At 71.9% G+C, this 20,105-nt stretch carries 22 protein-coding genes; 3 read left to right on the forward strand and 19 right to left on the reverse strand.

Annotated features, from left to right (window positions below; all coding sequences use genetic code 11):
• Positions 1-486 precede the first annotated feature (486 nt).
• Positions 487-627 carry a hypothetical protein gene (locus tag ACZ3J7_RS38905; protein ID WP_465628102.1) on the reverse strand — a complete coding sequence of 47 codons (141 nt, stop codon included), beginning with the start codon at positions 625-627 and terminating at the stop codon, positions 487-489.
• A gap of 462 nt (positions 628-1,089) precedes the next feature.
• Here ACZ3J7_RS38905 and ACZ3J7_RS38910 point away from each other — a divergent pair, with 462 nt between their 5' ends.
• A complete protein-coding gene (locus ACZ3J7_RS38910) occupies positions 1,090-1,596 on the forward strand; it encodes a hypothetical protein (protein WP_465628104.1) in 507 nt (168 codons plus the stop codon).
• Positions 1,597-1,666: 70 nt separating this feature from the next.
• On the opposite strand, the gene ACZ3J7_RS38915 is transcribed toward ACZ3J7_RS38910, so the two are convergent.
• The 18 genes from ACZ3J7_RS38915 to ACZ3J7_RS39000 form a co-directional block, all read right to left on the reverse strand.
• A complete protein-coding gene (locus ACZ3J7_RS38915) occupies positions 1,667-2,422 on the reverse strand; it encodes a hypothetical protein (protein WP_465628106.1) in 756 nt (251 codons plus the stop codon).
• A gap of 121 nt (positions 2,423-2,543) precedes the next feature.
• On the reverse strand, positions 2,544-6,677 hold the full coding sequence (mobF, locus tag ACZ3J7_RS38920; protein ID WP_465628108.1) for a MobF family relaxase: 4,134 nt from the start codon (positions 6,675-6,677) through the stop codon (positions 2,544-2,546).
• Positions 6,678-7,214: 537 nt separating this feature from the next.
• Positions 7,215-8,063 carry an NUDIX domain-containing protein gene (locus ACZ3J7_RS38925; RefSeq protein WP_465628110.1) on the reverse strand — a complete coding sequence of 283 codons (849 nt, stop codon included), beginning with the start codon at positions 8,061-8,063 and terminating at the stop codon, positions 7,215-7,217.
• A 67-nt stretch (positions 8,064-8,130) separates the two neighbouring features.
• Positions 8,131-8,604, reverse strand: coding sequence for a transcriptional regulator (locus ACZ3J7_RS38930; RefSeq protein ID WP_465628112.1), 474 nt, complete (start codon positions 8,602-8,604; stop codon positions 8,131-8,133).
• Between the two features lie 79 nt (positions 8,605-8,683).
• Complete coding sequence (locus tag ACZ3J7_RS38935) at positions 8,684-8,926, reverse strand: hypothetical protein (protein ID WP_465628114.1); 243 nt, start codon at positions 8,924-8,926, stop codon at positions 8,684-8,686.
• Positions 8,927-8,943: 17 nt separating this feature from the next.
• Positions 8,944-9,657 (reverse strand): RapZ C-terminal domain-containing protein, encoded by a 714-nt coding sequence (locus ACZ3J7_RS38940; RefSeq protein ID WP_465628116.1) that lies wholly within the window; start codon positions 9,655-9,657, stop codon positions 8,944-8,946.
• A gap of 62 nt (positions 9,658-9,719) precedes the next feature.
• Positions 9,720-10,523: a DUF4097 family beta strand repeat-containing protein gene (locus ACZ3J7_RS38945; RefSeq protein WP_465628118.1), complete on the reverse strand. Its 804-nt coding sequence runs from the start codon at positions 10,521-10,523 to the stop codon at positions 9,720-9,722.
• A 317-nt stretch (positions 10,524-10,840) separates the two neighbouring features.
• Positions 10,841-11,347: a hypothetical protein gene (locus ACZ3J7_RS38950; RefSeq protein ID WP_465628120.1), complete on the reverse strand. Its 507-nt coding sequence runs from the start codon at positions 11,345-11,347 to the stop codon at positions 10,841-10,843.
• Positions 11,348-11,421: 74 nt separating this feature from the next.
• Entirely contained in the window at positions 11,422-11,613 is a 192-nt protein-coding gene (locus ACZ3J7_RS38955; RefSeq protein WP_465628122.1) for a hypothetical protein, read from the reverse strand.
• Between the two features lie 106 nt (positions 11,614-11,719).
• Positions 11,720-12,598, reverse strand: coding sequence for a hypothetical protein (locus tag ACZ3J7_RS38960; RefSeq protein WP_465628124.1), 879 nt, complete (start codon positions 12,596-12,598; stop codon positions 11,720-11,722).
• 28 nt (positions 12,599-12,626) lie between these two features.
• Positions 12,627-13,196, reverse strand: a complete 570-nt coding sequence (locus ACZ3J7_RS38965) for a hypothetical protein (RefSeq protein ID WP_465628126.1) — start codon at positions 13,194-13,196, stop codon at positions 12,627-12,629.
• A gap of 203 nt (positions 13,197-13,399) precedes the next feature.
• Positions 13,400-15,763, reverse strand: a complete 2,364-nt coding sequence (locus tag ACZ3J7_RS38970) for an FtsK/SpoIIIE domain-containing protein (RefSeq protein WP_465628128.1) — start codon at positions 15,761-15,763, stop codon at positions 13,400-13,402.
• 107 nt (positions 15,764-15,870) lie between these two features.
• Positions 15,871-16,257, reverse strand: coding sequence for an RRQRL motif-containing zinc-binding protein (locus ACZ3J7_RS38975; RefSeq protein ID WP_465628130.1), 387 nt, complete (start codon positions 16,255-16,257; stop codon positions 15,871-15,873).
• Entirely contained in the window at positions 16,254-17,585 is a 1,332-nt protein-coding gene (locus ACZ3J7_RS38980; protein ID WP_465628132.1) for a hypothetical protein, read from the reverse strand. Before ACZ3J7_RS38980 ends, ACZ3J7_RS38975 begins: the two co-directional genes overlap by 4 nt.
• On the reverse strand, positions 17,582-17,950 hold the full coding sequence (locus tag ACZ3J7_RS38985; protein WP_465628134.1) for a hypothetical protein: 369 nt from the start codon (positions 17,948-17,950) through the stop codon (positions 17,582-17,584). Before ACZ3J7_RS38985 ends, ACZ3J7_RS38980 begins: the two co-directional genes overlap by 4 nt.
• Entirely contained in the window at positions 17,947-18,183 is a 237-nt protein-coding gene (locus tag ACZ3J7_RS38990) for a hypothetical protein (protein WP_465628136.1), read from the reverse strand. Before ACZ3J7_RS38990 ends, ACZ3J7_RS38985 begins: the two co-directional genes overlap by 4 nt.
• The gene (locus ACZ3J7_RS38995) at positions 18,180-18,422 is read right to left on the reverse strand and encodes a hypothetical protein (RefSeq protein WP_465628138.1); all 243 of its coding nucleotides are present in this window, start codon (positions 18,420-18,422) and stop codon (positions 18,180-18,182) included. The genes ACZ3J7_RS38990 and ACZ3J7_RS38995 overlap by 4 nt, the downstream gene beginning before the upstream one ends.
• On the reverse strand, positions 18,419-18,718 hold the full coding sequence (locus ACZ3J7_RS39000) for a hypothetical protein (RefSeq protein ID WP_465628140.1): 300 nt from the start codon (positions 18,716-18,718) through the stop codon (positions 18,419-18,421). The genes ACZ3J7_RS38995 and ACZ3J7_RS39000 overlap by 4 nt, the downstream gene beginning before the upstream one ends.
• Positions 18,719-19,004: 286 nt before the next feature.
• Here ACZ3J7_RS39000 and ACZ3J7_RS39005 point away from each other — a divergent pair, with 286 nt between their 5' ends.
• Together ACZ3J7_RS39005 and ACZ3J7_RS39010 are read left to right on the forward strand one after the other, a co-directional pair.
• Positions 19,005-19,769 (forward strand): GntR family transcriptional regulator, encoded by a 765-nt coding sequence (locus ACZ3J7_RS39005; RefSeq protein ID WP_465628142.1) that lies wholly within the window; start codon positions 19,005-19,007, stop codon positions 19,767-19,769.
• Positions 19,766-20,071 (forward strand): hypothetical protein, encoded by a 306-nt coding sequence (locus ACZ3J7_RS39010; RefSeq protein WP_465628144.1) that lies wholly within the window; start codon positions 19,766-19,768, stop codon positions 20,069-20,071. The genes ACZ3J7_RS39005 and ACZ3J7_RS39010 overlap by 4 nt, the downstream gene beginning before the upstream one ends.
• Positions 20,072-20,105 lie beyond the last annotated feature (34 nt).

Here is a 20,105-nt window from a genome sequence, read left to right on the forward strand (position 1 = left end):
TGCGATCTGATGACGCACGATTTTGAATTAGTAAGAGGCGCGTTCTTCTGCGTCAGATTCAGCGTCTGATAGTTGGCGGGATCGAGAACAAGAGAACGTGGCAGATTTTGATTTGGCCACTTGGAACTTCAAATGTCTAGACGATTTGAGACTGAGCAGAGCTTGTTGGAATCTTAGATCGCGTTCCCTAGTTGAAATCTGGGAAGCTAAGTTGGCTGACAGTCGGAGCTAATTAGTGCGGCGGAGTCTCTTATAAGGAGAGTCGAGCTGACATTGAAACATGACTGGTGTATGCTTCCAACGACTCAAGAAGCAGCACGAGTTGTTATGAACAGAGCTTCGGAGCACATCGCGTCACGAAGCCTGGACATGGGAAGGCCCCCCGCGCCTTGTCTTGCGAGGTCAGACGCGGAGGGCCATGGGTTACCGAGTGTGACTCTGCGTGGGCCTGACCGTTGCAGCGGTTGGGCCCACTGCGCTTTGGGGTTACAGCAGTCCCAGCTTGATCAGCCAGTACGCTGCCTGCTCGGTAGCGGCGATGAAGCCGACCAGCAGGGTCCCCTTACGCAGCAGGGTCCACCCCGACGTTCGCCGCTTCTTCAGCGGCGCCTGTGCGGCGTGGCACATCTCGTATCACCCCCTTCCTGTACCCAGGAGGAGTGGCGGCGTTCGGCAATGCCGAACCCCTGGGGGAAACATTAGCAGAGCCCCGCGCCCTTTCAGGCGGGCTGGAACTCTAGCGGGCGCCATTCCCTGTACAGAAAAGTTGACGCTCAGTCTTTACACTGCGTGTGTTTGCACATTCTCCCTGGTCAGTCGATGTTGCGGGGCCAAAGAGTACGCGACTATCGGGCAGCGATCATGCCCGAAACCGGCTCTCTAGCGACTTGGCCGGCGAGGAAGGGGCCCGGAGTCTGCTTCCTTGTGACATGCGCTCGCCGTTGATCAAGGGCGGCGAGTCCGGCCGGGGTCGCAAGCCGACCGTGGGACCTTCCCAAGTCCGCGATCGCCACTGTCTGCGGCTCTTACAAGGCGGGCCTGGCCCCTGAGCCGCCCTCACCTCGTGTGGCTCGGCTCGTTGCACACGTTGTGATACGACGTCCCCTCGGACCGGGCCCAGCTCCGCGCGACGCCCTCATCCCGCCCCCGTCCTCGCCCCGCCGCCCGCCCTGGCTCCCGGAGGATCCGGCTAAGGCCGCCGCCCGCCAGCGGGCCGAGCTGCTGGACGCCGCACTCCCCGGTCTGGAACTGCGGGCCGAGCAGGCCGAGGAACTGGACGCCGACGAGCTCCAGGAGGTCGCTGTCCTCGCCCGCTCGCTCGGCGACGACCCAGCCGCGGCCGTCGACCACGCCGTCCGGGCGGCCCTGCGCGCCTTCGACGGGTGGGAGCAGGACCTCCAGGCGCTGGCCGCCGATGTCTTCGCCCTCGCGCCCAACCTCCCGCTCGACGCTGCCACCGCTGACCGCGGCCGCGCTCTCGACGCCGACCTCGACCGAGCCCGCACCGCCCTACTCGCGGAGGTCACCACCTACCACCACGGCGGCGCCGGGCCCGCCCTTGCCAAGCGGTGCTGGACGCCGGACGCGGACTCGTAACTGTCCTCATAGGTAACTGTCCTGATGGGGCCGCTGGACAGCCGCCTGCAGCAGGCTGCGGAGGGCTGGGCTATCGGTTGCCGAGCTTCGGCACCAGGGTGCCGCTGCGGCGGACCGGGCCGCTGTTCACGCTCCACACCGGCTCGCCGCACCGAAGCAGCGTCCACCCCCTGTAGCGGTGCGGCATCAGGTCGCCTATGCCGAGCTGCCCCGCGAGCCTCATGACGAAGGCTGCTTGCTGGTTGAGGAGACTGCGCTCCCGCTGGGCATCGTCGCGATGGCCCTCGGCGCGAGCGGAGGCGTTCCTGGCGACCCGGTAGCGCGCCGCCTGCTCCGCGTACTGGAGGGCTGCGGCTTCAAGCTCCTGCGCGGACCGTGGGGAAGACGACACCTCATTTACCGCCGCCAGATGCGCCCGCCACTCGGGCAGCATCCAGTTCCGTCTGGCGATGACCGCCTCGGTCTGCTCGATGAGCTGGGAGACGGGAGAAGGGCAGAGGAAGACCGCCAACCGGCCGTAGTCGCCGAAGGTGCAGTGGGCGTAGTCCGCGGCCTGGGCGATCTGGCCGCCGTACTCGGCGAACCCGTCGATCTTCTCGGGGAGCTTGAACTCCACTCCCAGGACCGGCGCCGCGTCGAACCACCCCGTGGGGTCGATGGGCCTGAGCACGGCGTCGATGCGGACGACTCCGCCCGTCGGGTAGCGGCCGGGGACCTCCCGTTCGATGTGGAAGTACGGCGAGAGGTCCTCCAGCACGGAGTCCGCCATCTCCCGCTCGTTGCGGTAGACGCCGGTGGGCGGTGCCACGAGGTCTGAGTACTGCACGTTCTCAGGATGCCCGGCTGTGCCGACACCTGTGGAGATCGTGTGACTGTCTGGACTTTGCGGACCGTCCTACGCGCGGGCGCACGCGAGGAAGCGGCCTCGACCATCGGACAGCCCGCGGTCAGCGGCCGATGCTGGGCCCGGATCGGCCCTGGGTGGGCGGCTCCCAGCGGCGGCTGTACTCCTCGGCCTGGCGCCGGGCTTCGGCCTGCTGGGCGAGTCGGCGGGTCTGCTCGGCGGCCTGGCGGACGGCCTCGGCCTGGCGGTGGGCGGTGCGCTCGGTGCTCTCGGTGGCCCGCCGCTGTGGCGACAGCATGGTGCGGGCGGCCTCCTCGGCGCGCAGGCCGGCGGCCAGGTGGAGCTTCTTCGCCGCGGTGGCGCGCTGCTCGTCGGCCTGGCGCTGGATCCGGTCGACGCGGGCCTGGTCGGCCTGGTCGAGCAGGGCGGTGCGGGCGGGCAGCGCCTGCTGCAGGTCCGCCACCCGCTCGGCCATCTGCTCTCCGTCCCCGGCGGGCCAGGGGCGCAGGTTGAGCGTGCTGGCGACGGGCCGCAGCAGCCGGTCGACCTCCTTGCTGGCGGTGTGCAGCAGCTGGCGGACCTCGCGTTCGCCGTCCTCGGCGGCGAGCCGGGCGGACAGCGCCCGCCCGGCGGCCTGCAGCTGATCGGCGCGGCTGGTGCCGTCCAGGCGCAGCGCGATGCGGCCGCGGCGCGACTGCTGCTCGGCTTCGAGCATCGCCTCGCGGGCCCGCTGCTGGTCGGCGCGTGCCTGCTGCAGCAGCTTCTCCAGCGCCTGGACGTGCTCCACCTTCTCGGCGACGTCGGCGATCTGGGCGGCGATGTCGGCGGCGCGCTGGCGGCCGGGGGCCTCGGGGGTGCCCAGCAGGGAGCGGGCGAGGTCGGCACCCGCCTGCAGCTGCTCGGCCTTGTGCTGGGCGTCGGCGGCCTGCTCCTCGGCCCGCTGGGCGCTGGGCAGCAGGGAGGCGGTGCTCACCGCGCCGTAGGTGCGCTCGCGCCAGTCGGGCACCGTCTTCTCGGCGGCCGCGGCGAGCCGGGCGAGGTGGGCACGCAGCTGCTCGACCGACTCCCTCGCCTCGGCGACGTCGGCGGCGCGGGCCCCCGTGGCCTCGGCCGGCTCCTCGGCGGGCAGCACCATCCCGGCCGCGGCGTCCTCGCGGGCTTCCGCGACCAGGCGGTCGATGTCGGGCAGGTCCTGGGCGGCGCGCTCGGGCTCCGGGGCGGCCTCCGGCTGGCGGGCCCCCGTGTCGGGTTGCTGCTGGTGCGGTACCAGGACGGGGCGGTCGGCGACCAGCTCGTCCATCACCAGCCGATCGGGCTGATCGTTCTCGATCGCCCGCCCGTACGCCGCGACCGCGCGCTGCAGGCGCTCGTCCTCGGTGCGGGGCTCGCCCAGACGCAGCCGGGTCGCCTCGTCCTCCAGCAGGGCGGTGGGCAGCCACAGGTGGCTGGCTTCGCGGGCGCGGGTGAGCGCGGGGTAGAGAGAGTGGGCGTCGGCGCCCATCCCGTAGACCAGCGCGACGTCGGCGGTCAGGCCCTGGGCGGCGGCGATGGTCATCGCGTAGCCGTGGGACAGCGCCCCGGCGGCGATCTGCTCGGGGTTGATCCACGCCTGCTGCAGGCGGGGCCCGTCCGGGGTGGTACGGCGCCACTCGACCAGCGCACGGCCCGTCTCGTCCAGCTCCCGCACCACACTGCGGAAGCCGTTGAGGACGTCCGGCTCGCCGGTGCCGGCGCGGGAGCGGTAGTCGTTGCGGCGCACCCGGACCTGGTCGCCGACCGCGAGGTCCAGGGTGCGGCCTGAGGGCTGGTGGTAGATGCGGCCCTCGGTGAGTTGGCCCTGCTCCTGCAGGAGTCGGCGGGCGGCGGCGTTCAGCAGCTCGGCGTCGGCGTTGGTCGCGGCGAGCACGACCAGGCGCTCGATGACCTCGTGCGGATCAGCGGCCCAGCGACGGCGAACGTCCAGCCAGGCGGTCAGCATCTCGGTGTGGGCCTGCTCGGCGCTGTCGGCGGCGTGCACGTGCCCGGCCTCGGCCCACGCCGCCAACGCGCTGGTGCGCCCTCCCTGGCGCCAGACCTCCAGCGCGGCCCGCTCGGCCGCGTCCCGCTGGCGCCGGTTCTCCGCGAGGACGGGGCCGTCGACCAGGGCGTGCGCGGCCGCGAAGCCGCCGCCGACGCCGATCGCGCGCAGCTGCAGCGGGTCGCCGATCAGCACGACCTTCGTCCCGCCGGCCTCCGCCTGGCGCAGCAGCTCGGCGACCTGCCGGTCGTCGACCATCGCGCCCTCGTCCACGACCAGGACGTCGACTCCGGCCAGGCCCGGCCCGCCCGGGCGCAGCCACCCGGCGACGGTGGACGACTCGATCCCGGCCTCGGAGGCCAGGTTGGCGGCCGCGACCGCCGCGGTGGCCGCACCGCGCACCGTGAGGCCCGCCGCCTCCCAGCCGGTCCGGGCGGCGTCCATCAGCGTGGTCTTGCCCGCCCCGGCGACGCCGACGACGACGTCCAGGCCGTGACCGGCGGTCAGCAGCCTGGTGACGACGGCGCGCTGCTCAGCGGACAGGGCGAAGCCGCGACCGGCCTCGAACGTGGCCAGGGCCAAGTCGGCGGCGGCGGGGCTGAGCTGGGCGGCGCCCTCACCGAGGCGGGCGGTGGCGGTCTCCGTGATGGCCTGCTCGGCGGCCAGGATCGTGGTGTGGGTGAACCGCTCGCTGTGGGACATGTGGACGGCGCCCTGGTCCGGCAGGCGCACGGCGTGCCCCTCCACCGCGAGGACGTCCTCGACCAGGCGGTCGGCCTGCTCGGCGGTGGCGACGCCGCGCGGGCAGGCGTCGATCACGGCGGCCAGCACCGCGGCGCGGGTGACGACCTTGGCGTGTGCGACCAGGCCGCCGTCCTCGCGCCAGATCCAGGCGGCAATCTGCTCGGGCAAGGGCAGCTGCGGGCCAGGCGGTCCGGTCGGACCATCTGCCCCGCTGCCGGGTGCGGGGCCGTCCCAGCCGGGCGCGGCCGCGCGCACCATCGCCTCGATGTCCAGGCGCCGGCCCTCGACCTCGACCAGGGCGGCGCGCTCGCGCCAGTCGCCCCGCTCGGTCGCGGCCTGGCCGTCGGCCTTGCGCTCGGCGAGCTGGCTGGCGACGAGCTTCTGCTCGCGGGCGCTCATCCCCTCGGTGAGGGCGTCGGCGATCTGCAGGTGGCGCCGGGAGAACGCGGCGCGCAGCTGCTCGGGAACGCCGACGACCTCCCAGGCCCCGGTGTCCGGCGACCGCTCCCAGCGCATCCCGAACCGCTGCTCGGTCAGCTCCCGCAGTCTCGCCTTCACCAGCGCGTCGGCGGCCAGGGCGTGGCGGTGGACGTCGCGGCCGCCGGCGCCGGGCGCCCGCCACTTCCCGTCCTCCACGGTGCGGGCGAGGTTGGCGAAGTTGATGTGGGCGTGCAGGTGCGGGTCGCCGGGGCCGGGGCCGACCGGCCGGGCGGAGCGGTGCACGGTCATCCAGCCCAGCAGGCCGGAGGACTCCGCCCGCCCGGCGCGCTGTCCGTCGCCGTGGTGGCCGCGCATCGTGTAGCCGACCCAGCCCTCGTAGGCGCCGAACGTCTCGCGGGCGGCCTGCAGGTAGGTGTCCTCCAGCGCGGTGGCCAGCTCGTCGTCGGCGACGCCGAACAGCGCGCTGTAGCTCTTGGGCAGGTCCAGGGTCAGGTCGTAGCCCGCGTTGCGGACGGAGACGCGGTGGTCGCGGTGGCGACGGGCGAGGCCGAGTTCGTCCGTCCCGTAGAGCGCCTCGACGTCGACTCCGGCGGCGGCCGCGATGTCCTCGATCGCGTCGATCGGCACCCGGTGCGCGTCACCCTCGCGCCGCACCCCGCGCTCGATCCGGGCCAGGCGCGCGGCCAGCTTCTCGTCCCGGACCAGAGCCGCCGAGGTGGTCCCGGCCTCCTCGACCGCCTTGGCGACGGCCTCCAGCAGCACCGCGCCCGCGAGTTTCGCCCGCGGGTCGACCTCGACCTTCACCCGCACGAGCTGCTCGCCGGTGCGCGGGTCGCGGCCGTCCATCAGGTCCCGGGCGGCGTCCGGATCCACAGTCTCACCCGCGGTCAGGCCGACCTCGGCGAGCCCGGAGCCAATCCACTCCAGGTCGCGCGGCTGGGCCATCCGGTACTCGACCTGATGGTCGAGATCGCACCCGCAGTCCTGGGAGAGGCGGTACTCCACCTGGGCCGGATCGGCGCCCAGCGTCGTCACCCACGCCACCGTCCGACCACCCCCTCGGCGGCCGCCCGCCCCGCGCTCTGTATCGAAGATACCTTGGTGCTTTCTTGCATTCGATCATTGGCGAGGGTGGTCGTCAATGCGGTTGCTGCTCGGGGTTGGGGGCGGATTCCGCTGGGTGGGATCCGGTGATTCCTGATCAGGGGTTCGGGGTCGGTCCGGTGCTGATCTCGGGTCATCCGGTGCATGGGGTCGGTGGTTCTTGGCGGGTGATCCGGGTGCAGTGCGGGGTGCTTCCCGGCGCGTACGGCAGCCCGCCAGCAGCACGTCGGATGCGCGCCGGGGAGTACTCCGCCGGGCCTGGGTCCAGGGCGCGGCCAGCGGCCCTGGTACCCGAGGGGCCGGCCATCTGTGGCAAATTATCTAGCAAGATTGTGCGAAATTCGTCAGGGGGTTTTGACGGCAGCGACCTGTTGTCAGGCATTCCTGACGCATCGCTTGTCAGGGATCCCTGACAAAGGGGGAGCCCCTGGCGATGGTCGCCAGGGGCTCCGGTGGGGGCTGGTGCGGTCAGCGGATCCGGCGGAGAGCGGCGGCCACGATGTCGGCGTGGTCGAAGGCGATCGCCTCGGGCAGCTCGCGGAGCGGCACCCAGACGACGGTCGCCGCGTCGTCGCCCGCCACCGCGGCGGTGCCAGCCGGGACGCGCACGACGTAGGCGACGCTGACGTAGCGGCCGCGGGCGTCCCGGCCGGGCGCGTCGAAGACGCCCACCAGGTCGAGGTCGGCCTGCTCGATCTGGACGCCGGTCTCCTCGCGCAGTTCGCGGACGGCGGCCTGCTCGCCGGTCTCGCCTTCGTCGACGTGCCCGCCGGGGAGGGCCAGCTGGCCGGTGTGCGGCTCCCAGCGGCGCTTGATCATCAGCACCTCGTCGCCGTCCTCCTCGCGCTCCCGGATGCACACCACGTCGGCGGCGTAGCGGATGGTGACGCGCCGCTCCTCGTGCTCCTGGTCCTCCTCGACGTCGACCGGGCCGGTGACGAGGTCGCCGGCCCCGGAGCCGTCGGCCGCGCCGGGCAGCAGGTGCTCGGCGGCGGCGGACGCGGCGAGGAGGACCTGGGCGCGCTCGATGTGGTCGCCGGCGACCGTGTCCGTCAAGACGATGGACGCCTCCTCCAGGTATGAGGCGCTGGCGGCCTCGGCCGGGCCCATCCCGGCCACGAGCCCGGAGAGGAGGTCGGTGAGGGAGTGCAGGACGGCGGCCTGGCCGCCGTTGCCGGTCCACAGCTGCTGGAGGATCAGCAGGCGGGCCGCCGGGTCGGCCTCGCGGGCCATGTCGGTCAGGAAGCCGAGGCCGAGGTTCAGCTTGGCGCCGGCCGTGCGGATCTGGGCGGCGTCGGCGAGGGTCATGCGGGACATGCGGGTTCTCCTTGGCTAGCTGGCTAGTTCGCTTGCTGGCTTGCTGGCTTTGCGGGGTTTTGGCAGGTCAGACGGCGGCGATGATCAGCGCCGCGAGGAACAAGAACAGGACGTGGAAGGACTGGTCGAGGCTGTACGCGCCTGTGCCGAGGGTCGGGGCGTAGCCGCCGTCGGCGCCCGTCGGGTGGTGCGGGTGGGCCGGGGTGCCCAGCGACATGAACTCGCTCTTGTCGACGGCGCGAGCCAGGCGGGCGAGCGTGAACCTGCGGTCCGCCCACCAGTGGCTGGCGCTGTCGAGGCCGAGGCCGAGCACCAGGCCCAGGACCCTCAGGTCAAGGTGGAGCACGAGCCCGGCGGCCCCCAGCAGCAGGCCCTTGGTGACGGTCAGGCCGACCACGTGGCGGGTGCAAGCCCAGCGGCCCTTCGCCTCTGGCAGGCCCTTGTCGGCGGCCTGGCAGGAGGTCTGCACCCAGTGGTCGCCCAGCTGGTGGGCGGCGAACAGCGCGACGAACGTGGCGGCGAAGACGGCGGCGGGTTCCACGGTGGTCCTCCGATTTATCTAGCATGTTTGCCCGCCGGATTCGGCGAACTGGGGCGCTGCTGGCGGTGCTGGGCCGGTGCTACTGGGCGAGGGCGGCGAGGACCTGGCGGCCGAGGCCGGTGACGGTCACCAGCTGGCCGGGCTGGCTGTCGGCGCCGGCCTTGCCGAGGAGGACCAGGTCCTCCTCGATGAGGCGCACCAGGGCCGGGCGGCTGACGCCCGATCCGGGCTTGTCGGGGCTGGTGTAGACGCGGACCTCGCGCTCGGCGAACCGCTGGAGGTAGTGGCGGGCGGGGGCCGGGAGCTTGGGCAATTCGGTCATGGCGTGGTCCTTGTCTGTCAGCGGTGGACGACGGCCTTGTCGAGGTCGCGGTCGGCGACGTCGGCCTGGACGCCGAGGACGGCGAGCGCGGCCTGCAGGTCGCGGGCGAAGCTGGCGGCCCGGTGGCGTCCGCCGGCGCATCCGGAGGCGACGTGCACGGGGTGGTCGGCGGCCGACGGTCCGGCCTGGAAGGCGAGGACGGCGGCGGCGGTCGCGGCGACCAGCTGCGGGATCCCGGGGGTGGTGCGGACCGCCTCGCGGACCTGCTCGTCGTGGGCGGTCAGGTAGCGGAGCTCCGGGGTGACGTGCGGGTCGCGGAAGTGGCGGCGCAGGTCCACGACCAGGTCGGCGCTCTCCGGGGCGGGGCCGTGCAGGTAGCCGAACGAGGTGATCAGGACCTGGGCGGTGGGCGCGGTGCCGGGCATCGTGGTCTCCTGCCAGCCGGTGGCGGCCTGGTCGGTGGACTGCAGCGGGACGGGCCTGTCGGCGTACTTCTTGGTCTGCTTGAGGACGCGGTCGCGGCTGTAGCCAGTGACCTCGACCGCGTCGGACTGCCGGATCTCCTTGGCCCGGATCAGCGCGCCGATCTGGTGCCACATCAGGGCGTCGGCGTATTCGTGGGCCTCGGCGCTGCGCTTCTGAGCCTGGTCCCGGACGGCCTTGAGCTGGGCGACCTTCTCGCGGCCGGCGGCCCGGGCGGCGTCACGGGCGGCGGTGTCGGTGCTGGGCATCTTGTTCCTCCTGGGGGCTGCGGGTCCGCGGCGTGCAGACCCGCAGTCTCCCTGATGGCGGATCAGTGGTGGCTGACTCGGCCGATGGTGGTGCTGGCGTCCACGTTCAGGTGGCGGGTGCCTGTGGTGGTGATCGTGCCGATGGTGCTCTGGAGAGTCAGGGAGCCGCTGGCGGCGGGGGTGGCCGTGAGCTTGATGGCGCCGTTGGTGGTGGTGGCCCGGCCCTCGTGGCCCTCGTACTGCTTGACCTTGATGCTGCCGTTGGTAGTGACGGCGCTCATGGTCCGGCCGACACGGCCCAGGCGGATGCTGCCGTTGTCCACCAAGGCCCGGACGGTGGCGACCGAGTCGGTGCGGATCGAGCCGTTGAGGACGGTGGCGTTCAGGGACCAGAGGGAGCCCTCCACCTGCAGCGAGCCGTTGCTCACGTTCACCAGCCCCGCGCCGGAGGCGGGCATGGAGAGCTCCACCAGTAGTTCGTGGCCGTTGCCCCTGGCGATCGCGTTGTTGATGACGGTGCCGGTGAAGTCGCCGCCGACCTGGATGCCGCCCCCGCTCCTCATGATCGCCATGTCCACGTTGCCGTAGACCACGGCGTTGCCCGTGCCTCGGTTGAAGACGGCGTTCCCGATGACGACCGGCTCGGGCTGGACCGTGGGGACGGCGACCAGGATGGTGCCGTCCTGCTCCAGGAGTCGGGCCCCCTCGACGGCCTGGGCGTACTGGCCGCTGTCGGCGGTGGTGCTGATGGTGACGCTGACCTCGGTGGCGGTGGGGTCGGTGGTGATGACGACCCGGCCGACAGGGAGGTCGACATGGACGTTGGTACCGGGGGCGGTGAGGGTCTTGGCGGTCTTGCCGGTCATCCGTGTCTCCTTCGTCTTCGGGCCCGGGGGCCCTTGTCGTGACTCCACTATGCAGTGTCCAGCACTGCATTTCTACCCTAAATGCAGTATTAGCCACTGCATTTTTTGTCTGGCTTGTTGGCTAGCTGGCTAACCAGCAGGTCAGCGAGGTCGGGGCCTGGCACGCGGCTCCCGTAGGGGGCTGAAAGCGGACGGGCGCGTCCGCGCCCGGCGCCCCGGCTGACCCTCTGTCGGGCCGCGCGTTCACCGTCACCGCCCGCTCGGCCGCTGGGCGGCCTCCCGGGCGGCGCCGGGCGCGGCCCGCCTCCTTCCGCCGCTCACCCGCCCGCAGTGGGGTGGTGTTGGCCGGGGAGCGAGAGCGGCCGGAGTCCTTCGGGGCGGTGGTCTGCCAGGCCCCGCGCCTCGGTGTCCGTGCCGGGCAGGGGCTCGTCGGGCGGGCAGTCGGCGGGCCGGTCCGCGGGCAGCGGCTCGTCGGCCAGCGGGAGCGGGCGCTCGATGAGGAGCTGGGCGATCGTCTCGACCACCTCGTCCAACCGCAGGGCGGCCTGCCGAAGCAGAGCGGGCTGGTCCTCCAGCTCGCACACCGTCGCCGAGGAGAGGAAGATCTCCGCTTCCTCGGCCTGCTGCTGCGAGTACTCGTAGCCCGCGTCGCCGAGGACCCACTGGACCTGAGCGGTCATCAGGATCAGCTGCTCGCGGTCGGCGGCGAAGGGGTTCTCCATCTCCTTGCCGTCCGGGTGGCGGAGCAAGGCCGCGTTGAGCGCGCCTCCGTAGCGGCCGGCGAGGATCCGGAAGCTGATCGGCGGCTGGGGTCGGCGGTCCATGGTGCCCTCCTTGGCTTGCTGACTCGTTGGCTAGTTGACTTGCTGGCTAGTTCGCTGGTCGGGGCGGTACAGGGTTAGTCGAGCTTCTGCAGCTCGCTGGCCTCGCACAGCACCGGCCCGATGAACCAGCTGATGCGGTTGACCGTCCAGCGGCCCTGGGTGAGGGGGCCGGGCGGGACCTCATCCACGATCTGGCCGGTGTGGCCGACGGCGCGGGGGTCGTCGGCGCAGCTGATGATGCGGACGCGGTCTCCGGCGGTGAACACGGGTCCTCCGTATGGTGTCGGTGGTGGTGCAGTGCGGGGTTCGTCGTGGTCCTGCTGAGCCACCCGAAGCGGGGGGCCGAGGGGTCAGGGCTGGGCGTCGTCGCCGTCAGCCGCGCTTGCGGATGGCGGCCCTGGTGGTGGTCGAGGCGGATCCGCCGGCCTTCCCGGTCGCGCGGCGGCGGGCCGCCTGCGGGGACGCCGCCCGCTGCTGCTGCGCGGCCTGCGCCGCCTTGGCCTGCGCCAGCACGCTCTGGTGATCGCGGGCCGCCGAGGCGTCCTTCGCCTTCACCGTGGCCAGCTTCTGCTGGTGCTTGCGCTCGGCGGCCCGGTCGGTACGGGTCGCGGCGGCCTGGGCGGCGGACCGCTCGTCGGCGGCCGCGTGGTACACGGCGGCGTTCTTCGCCGCCAGCAGCCCGGTCGCGTCCCGGGCGACGCCGATGCCGTTGTTCGCGACCTTGGCGACCTCCTGCACGGCCTTCGCCCCCGCGCCGACCGCGTTGGCGGTGGCCCCGACCGCGCCGACCGTCGCGTTGACGGTGCCCAGGCCCGCGGCGAGCAGACCGCCCAGGCCGGGCCCGCCCGACCCGCCGCCACCGCCCCGGCGGCCGCCGCCACCGCCGCCGCCGCGCTGCCCGCCCGACCCGGCGTTCTCCTTGCGCCGGCGGAAGAAGCCGCGGGTACCGGTGCCCTCCTCCCGGAACACACCCGCCACGGTGTTCGAGCCGACGACGGTGCCCAGGTCCCCGCACTCGAACTCGAAGCGGCCCTTGCCGACTCGGGCGATGGCCTCGACCACCACCAGCTCCACGACCGGGCTCTGGAAGCGGTGACCCTCCGGGCACCGCAGCTCCCGGGTGCCCGGCCGCAGCAGGTGCCCGCGGCGGACCTCGCCCGTGCTGCCGCACTCGGTGCAGGCGACCGCCTGGCCGCCGACGGTCAGGGGGCCGTAGGTCTGCAGGTAGGGGGAGCGGAACAGTGCGAACATCTCGATCAGCCCTTCGTGTCGGCGGGGTTCAGGAGGAGTGGTTGCGGCCGCGGCGGCCGGACGCGATCTGGTTGACGACCGTCACCGCGACGGACTGGGTGACGGACTGGGTGACGCCGCCCTCGACCCCGGCGCCCGGACCGCCGGCCTTCTGCTGCTGACCGAGCACGCCCTTGAGGACCCACAGCCCGACCGCGCCACCCGCCAGCACGCACAGCAGCGTCACCAGCAGCTGGACCAGCTCGCCGAGCGCGTGGACCAGGTGGTCCAGCACCCCGGACAGCAGCTCCAGACCGAGGCCGCCGCCGACCAGCAGCAGCACCCCGAAACCCGCCTTCACCATCCAGGCCGGGACCGCCGGAGCGGCCGCCGCACCCGGGGCCGGCTGCTGCTGCACCAGGACCGGCTGGACGAACTGCTGCTGCGGCGCGACCGCCCCCGTCACCAGGACCTGCTGCCCGGAGGCGTCCATCACGACGTACTGCTGGAGCGGGACCTGCAGCGGCTGCGCGGAGGCCGCCGGCGGGAGGTAGACGGAGGTCTGAACGGGCTGAGCAGCGATCACCTGCGGGGCGGGGGCGAAGATCTGGCGGTCCATGATGCTGTCCTCTTTGTCAGGGTTTGAGAGCCGCGACGGGCCCGAGACGCTCTACGACGGTGCAGGTCAGAGGCACGATGGGTGCCACGACGGGGACGGCGGGGGCACGACGGCATCGCGGGCGCGGGGCCTGCCGTCGCGGGGGCACCGTGGCCACTGACCTGCGACAACGCGGGCCGTCGTGCCCCCACCGTGGGCGGACATTACGGGGCAATACCGGCAGCGGCCTGGACCTCGGCGAGGTAGTAGCCGCGGCCCTTGCCGCCCGCCGTCCACTCCCGGGAGGACAGCTCGCGCGGCGCCCGGCCCTCGTCCTCGGCGTCGATCGCCAGCTGCTCGTCGATCACCTTCTTGAGCGCCGTGCCGGTCTTCGACGGGGTGTCCTGCGGGATGCCGCCCCACTGCGCCGGGTCGGCGGCGACCAGCGCGGCGACCAGGTCGTCGCGGGTCATCCGGTCCGGCATCCCCGCGGCCGCGAACGCCTGCAGGATGGCGGCGATGATCCCACGCACCCCGGCCCGGCGGCCCCGGACGATGATGCCGACGTCCTCCCCGATCCCGCCGGCCACCGACGACATGCCGGTCAGCCGGTAGAGCTGCTCCTCGACCTGGTCCTCGACATCGCCCGGCAGGACGCCCGCCGCGCGCCGCAGCCCGTAGACCACGGCGGCGATCTGCTCGACCTCGTCCGCCTCGTCATCAATGAAGTACGAGCGGTTTTCCACGATGCCGATGTCCGGGGTCATCAGAATGCCCCGGCCGCGCTGCTCCAGCGAAATTAGGGCCGCATTCGCGGTGCCCGACATTCCGCCACCGAGAATGTTGTTGGAGTGCTGGGCGCTTTCCGTCTTCATCGCCCACTTGCTGGTGATGTTCGACCGCAGCCGCGACGGAATGACCGCGACCTCCGGCATCTGCGTCGACAGCACCAGGATGATGCCGCCCGCCGCACCCTGGGAGGAGAGCAGGTTGAAGGACCCGATGATGGCGTCCCGCAGGTCCTCCGCCTTGGTGGTCTCGTCCCCGGCCTCGGCGAGGAACAGCTTGATGGCGTCGATGTCGGTGTAACCGGCGATCTCGTCGACGATGACCAGCTCCAGGCCGCCGATTTCTGCCAGGATTTCCGGGCTCAGCTTCGCCCGGCCCATCTTGCCGAGCAGGTGCATACGGCGCTTCATCTCGGCAACCATCACCGCGAGGAATGCCGCCAGCCGCTTCGGGTCGCCCTTCACGAAGGTGCTGAGCATCGGGGCCAACCTGTTGTATTCGCCCGATTCCTTGCCGTCGAAGAAGCGGACCCGAATGCGCATGTCGAACATCGCGCCCAGCACCAGCGACATGATCGCGATGCCCTTGCCCGCCCGGGTCATCCCGCCGATCAGGTACGAGCTGTCCTTGATCTTGACCTTGATGGCGTGGCCGCGCTTGGAGAAGCTGACCGGGATGCCGTCGCGCCAGGCGTCCAGGACGGCGCGGACCTCCAGCAGCGGCGAGCGGCGCGAGTCGGCGAACGGGTCGCGGTCGGCCACCCAGAAGCTGACGCGGCCGGCGGGCCCGGCCTGCTGGATGTCGAGCTGGACCTGGTCGATGCCGAGGGCACCGGCGATCTCGACCAGCATCGACGCGCACTTCTTCGCGGTGACGCCGGCGGGCAGGTCGACGGTGGCGATCTCGGCGGTGATCCCGTCGACCTTCTCCCGGCCGATCAGGCCGATCGGCCGCAGCGCCTCGCCCGCCTTGAGCAGGCCCACCGCCCGCAGCGCGTTGGTCAGCCGCTCGTCGGTCAGCTCCTGGTGGTGCTCGGCCTGCGGGGCGTCCAGGATGCTGAACTCCTGCCCAGCCTCGACCGCCTGGGCCCGGCGGGCCCGGTACCCGGTGACGCCGCACAGCGCGGCCGCGCCGGCCACCAGCGGCCCGACCACGATCCACTCGCCGATCGCGGCGGTGACCAGCATCGCGGTCACGTACACACCGCCGCCGACCATCCCGGCCACCGCGCGCTTCGAGCGGAACCGCTCGTTGATCTTCTTGGACCGGGCGTCGCGCAGGGTCTCGGTCAGCACGTCGTCCCGGCCCGCCTTGGCCTGGCGGATCGAGTCGACGTACTCCCCGGCGAACAGGTAGTGCACCACGTTCCGGCCCAGGGTCCACGCCCCGTACATCGCCACCCACGTCGCCCTCACGAGGTAGACCGGGGTGCGCAGGCCGTGGAACTGGGCCCGGTTCACCGCGACGGCGCGGGCCTGCGCCAGGGTGCGGCGGGCGGTCTCGGCGTCGGCGAACGCGGCGGGCAAGACCGCCTGCAGCTCGCGCTCCCACCACCCGAGGTCCTCGTCGTCCAGGCGCTGCGGCTCGATGAACCCGACGACCGGGGCCTCGGCGACCGGCTCGCGCAGGGTGCCGACGGTGGAGTTGTCGTGGCCGCTCGGGGTGAGCTGGGCCGCCTCCCACATCGCCCGCTCCAGCTCGGCGAGCTGCTCGGCGCCGAAGTAGTGGGCGAGGTCGATCGGCTTGTTGTTGGAGTCGTCCGGGCCGGAGCTGGCGGGCCCGATCGGCTGGTCGGTCATGATGGTGCTCCCTCTGGGATCGCTGTGGTGGTGCCGGGGGGACCGCGGGGCCGGCCATCGCTTTGGTCGGAGAGACCGGCCCCGCGGGTGCTGCTCGCGCTGTTCGATCAGGCGGCGGCGCTCAGGCCGTCCGCGCACCCGGTGCACTCGCCCAGCCGGGTGGAGAGGTAGTAGGGCTGCTCGGTGCGGCAGGTCGGGCAGGTCCGGCGGGCGCGCATCGCGGCCTCCAGGCCCCGGGCACGGGCCTCGGTGAACTCCCCGATCGGCTCGGCCTCCGTGATCCGGTAGAGGTTGGCCTCCCGGACCCCGCCCGCCGCACGGGCCTTGCTGCTGTACCAGCGGACGAGGCCGACGACCTCGGCGCCACGCGCCGGCCGCAGTCCCCGGCGGCGGAGCTGGTCCCGGGTGGCCAGACCCTCAGGGGCCGAGTGCCAGCCCCAGACCGGGAGGCCCATCTCCCCGGTCGGGTCCAGGCGCAGGCGGCCGCCGCTCACTTGTCGCCCCGCTCTTCCTTCACCTGGCGGGTGAGGCGGGAGACGTAGTCGTTCTCGCCGCCGCCGATGACGTCCTTCACCTGGCGGGTGGAGATGACCCGACCGGACTTGGCGATCAGGTCGGCGTACTCCCGCACCTGCCGCAGGTGCTCCTCCGACAGGGGCTTCTGGACACGCTCCCGACGGCCGCCTCCGAGCCCTTCACGAAGCGCCTGGAGCCCTTTCCCCCCAAGGGTTTTCGGGCCCTTAGAGGCCGCCTCGGAGGGCGCGGGAGAGGGGCCCTGCGGAGCGGGCGGGGCGAGCACTCCGCCCCCGCTCTCCCCGTCGTCCCCAGCGGTGCGGAGCACGTCCCCGAGCCAGGCGTCCAGCTCCCGGTAGACGCTGCGCTCCTCGCCCATCACGGACTCGAGTTCGCGCTGCGCGTCGACTCGGCGGGCGTAGGTGAGCGCGGTGACGCCGAGCGGTGCGCGGTGGACGTCGTCCCACGCCTGGCGCCAGGCCGTCTCCTCGTCCAGGGTGCCCAGCGGGTGGGCGATCAGGATCTGCTCGAACCGCGCCCAGACCTCCGGCGCGCCCTTCTTCCTCTTCGCGTCGTGCTCGGCCTTGGCCTTCGCAGCGGCCTTCTCCTGCTCCGCCTTGGCCTTGTCGGCGGCGCGCTGCTCGCGGGTGCGGGTCTCGACGGCGGCCAGGCCGTCCAGCCACTCCGCCAGCTCCCACATCAGCGGACCAGCGAAGGACGCGGCGGCCAGCGCCGAACCGGCGATCGAGCCGTACTCGGCGGTGCCGTGCTGCCAGTTGATCCAGGCCGCGAACCCGCTGAGCGCAGCGGTGAGCGCCCAGAACGGCACCTTCGACATGCCCTTGCGACCGGCCCAGGAGGTGCCGAAGACGGCTACCCAGGCGGCCAGCTCCAGCACGATCGGCAGCGGACCGAGGAGCCAGGCGGTGCCGCTCTCGCCCGCCTTGTGCAGGCCGAGAAAGTAGGTGAACTGCGCGGGCAGGGCACTGGCCATGCAGACCGCGACGAACACCTTGACCATGCGCTTGAAGTCGGTACCGGCCTCGGCTCGGGCCTCCGTGCGGGCGCTCTGGCGGGCCTTGCCCGCGTCCTTCGCCGCCTCGGCCTGCTCGGCGAGTTGCTGGGCGAGCTTGGCCTGCGCCAGCTGCTCGCGCATCGCCTTCGTCCCGGCGCCGGCCTTCCGCTCGGCGATCTCGACCTTGGCCAGCTCCGCGTCGGCGGCGGCCTTCTTCACCAGCGCGTCGGCCTCGGCGCGGTCCTTCTTCGCCGCCGCGTCGCGCTCCTCCCAGGAGCGGTACCCGCTGCTCACCGGTCACCGCCCGGCAGGCCGTTGTGCGCGATGTCGCGGTCGTCCTCGCCGAAGCTGTTCCCAGCCTCGATGTAGTGACCGACCACGGCCTTGGTGTAGTACAGCTCGGTGCAGTCCTCGCACATCCGCTCCGGCGTGCACCAGGTCGGCGTCACGCCGTAGTAGGCGGCAGCGTCGGCGGCGGCCAGGATGCCGAGGACAATGACCAGGACGGTCGTGCTCGGGAGCTGCTCCGTCGGGAGCACCAGCTCGTGGAAGCCGATCGCGCCGAGCCCGATGAGCGACTTGTTGGTGCTGTTCACCAGACCGTCGACCTGGCCGACCAACCAGGTGGTGCAGCAGGCGATCCAGTCGGTGGAGGTCACTTGGCGGTCCCCTTCCGGGTGGTGGTGCCGGTCTTGGCGTCGGTGGAGGTGGAGGGGCGGGCCGAGTCGGCGACGTACATCACGGCCTCGACCAGGCCCAGGAGGGACAGGCCCTGGAGGGCGGACTGCGGGATCGAGGCACCGTGCCGCCAGCTCTGCACCGCGAGGGCCAGGGCTACGAGGACGGTCAGGAGGTCCCAGCCGGACAGGTGCCGGCGGATCGCGGCGATCACCTGGCACCACCGGCGGGCTCGCGGCGGGTGGGGACCTGGAGGGAGGCGAGCGCCTCCAGCGGGAGGACCACCGCGACGACCAGGACGGCGGCCAGGGTGTCGAGGAAGGAGAGCCGGACGCCCAGGACCAGCAGGCCCCCGCCGATCATCAGCAGGGTGCGGAGCCGGACCCACAGGATCGGCATCACCGGCAGCAGCAGCACCAGCAGGCGCGGGTCGAAGACCGGACGCCGCTTCACGCCGCCACCGCCTTGCGGGCCTTCTCCGGACGGCGGATCAGGTCACGGGTGCGGAACGGGGCAGGGAGGCGGCGGAGCAGCTGCTCGTAGTACGCGATGTTCTCCGCGTCCACGTCGCTGTCCGGGTCGGCGGCGACCACCAGGTCGTCCAGGAAGTCGGCCAGCGCGTCGCGTTCGGCGTCCAGCTCGGGGGTGGTGATGCGGGGCTCGACGACCGTGGCGGGCAACGACAGGCCCGCGGCGTCGATCAGGTCGCGGGCAGTAACGACCCGGCGACCGGAGACGATGGCGTTCATGGGTGACGTGCTCCTCTCTAGTACGGCTCCCTTGGCCTCGGCGGTGACGCGCCGGGGCCTTTTGCCTTGTCAGGGCATGGCAAATAAGGCCCTCCGTGGGCCATTCCCCAACCCTGTCGGGCTGTTCTGAGAGATGAACATAGAGGTGTTCTAGTACACGCGCAAGCACCTAGCGTAGAATTGTTCGTGTTCTAGAACACTCCGGAGTAACGTCTTGCACAGGCTGCTCGTTCGTGTTCTAGTACGCTGACGCGGAGATAGAGCAGCAGAGCGGAGAGAGCACGTCATGAGCCCCCGAATCGAGAAGCCTGTACCTGCATTCATGCAGGTCACGAGCTTCTTCCGACAGCAGATCCAGGACGGCACTCTGCCTGAGGGTGCCAAGCTCCCCACCGTCGCCGACATCGAACGCGAATGGGGGATCGCCCGGGCCACTGCCGCAAAGGCCATCGCCCAGCTCCAGGTGGAGGGACTGATCTACACCAGCCCCCGTGGCAGCTACGTCGCCGGGCTCGGCGCGAAGACCACATCCCCGAAGGACCGGCTCGCCAGGTACCGCCGGACCGGAACCCTGGACGCCGTAGACGAGCACCACCGGGTCACCGCCGCTGAGCTGGTGGTAGCGCCCCCCTACGTCGCGGAGCTGTTCGGCCTTGAGCCCGGGAGCCGGGTGATCCGCCGCGAGTTCGTGACCATAGAGACCAACTCGATCCGGGCCCTCAGCGTCACCTGGCATGACGGGGCGCTCGCCGAGGAGGTGCCGGACCTCCTGGAGACCAGGTCCAGCGTCATCGGAACCCGGCTGAACGGGATCGAAAGCGTGCTCGGCCAGATCACCCACGGGGAAGACTTCATGCACGCGCGGGGGTCGGACTCCCGAGAGTCCAATGCACTCGGGCTGCCGAACGGCACCGGAATCGGCGCCATGACCTGGCTGTGGACCACCCAGACCGAGGGCGAAACCGTGATCGTGGAGTACGGCGAGTCGTGCATCCCCCCTCGACACACCCTGTCCTACTCCTACGACGGACCCGCGGTGATGGAGCGATGACCTCCTCAGTCACCCTCGACCTGGATCTGCTCGCAGACGATCTGGAGTCCGGGAGCTGGGTTCCCAGCGATGCTGAGCGAGCCGCAGCCACGGAGATCGCTCAGCTGGGACAGCTCAGCTGTCTCGGGATCAGGTCCGCGCTGGACCCTGCGAGAGCGACCAACAGCAGGGTGGTCACGACCTACGAGCGTGTCGCCGGAGTCCTCGACCTACCCCAGATTCACGAGGAGGCCGGCCACCGCGACATCCTGGTCGAGCAGGCCCGGCTGGTCGCCGAGCGGATAGCCCGCGCGATCAACTGACACGAGGTTGACACCCTCAAGCACGTAACCAGTC

The organism is Kitasatospora sp. NPDC015121, assembly GCF_055562955.1.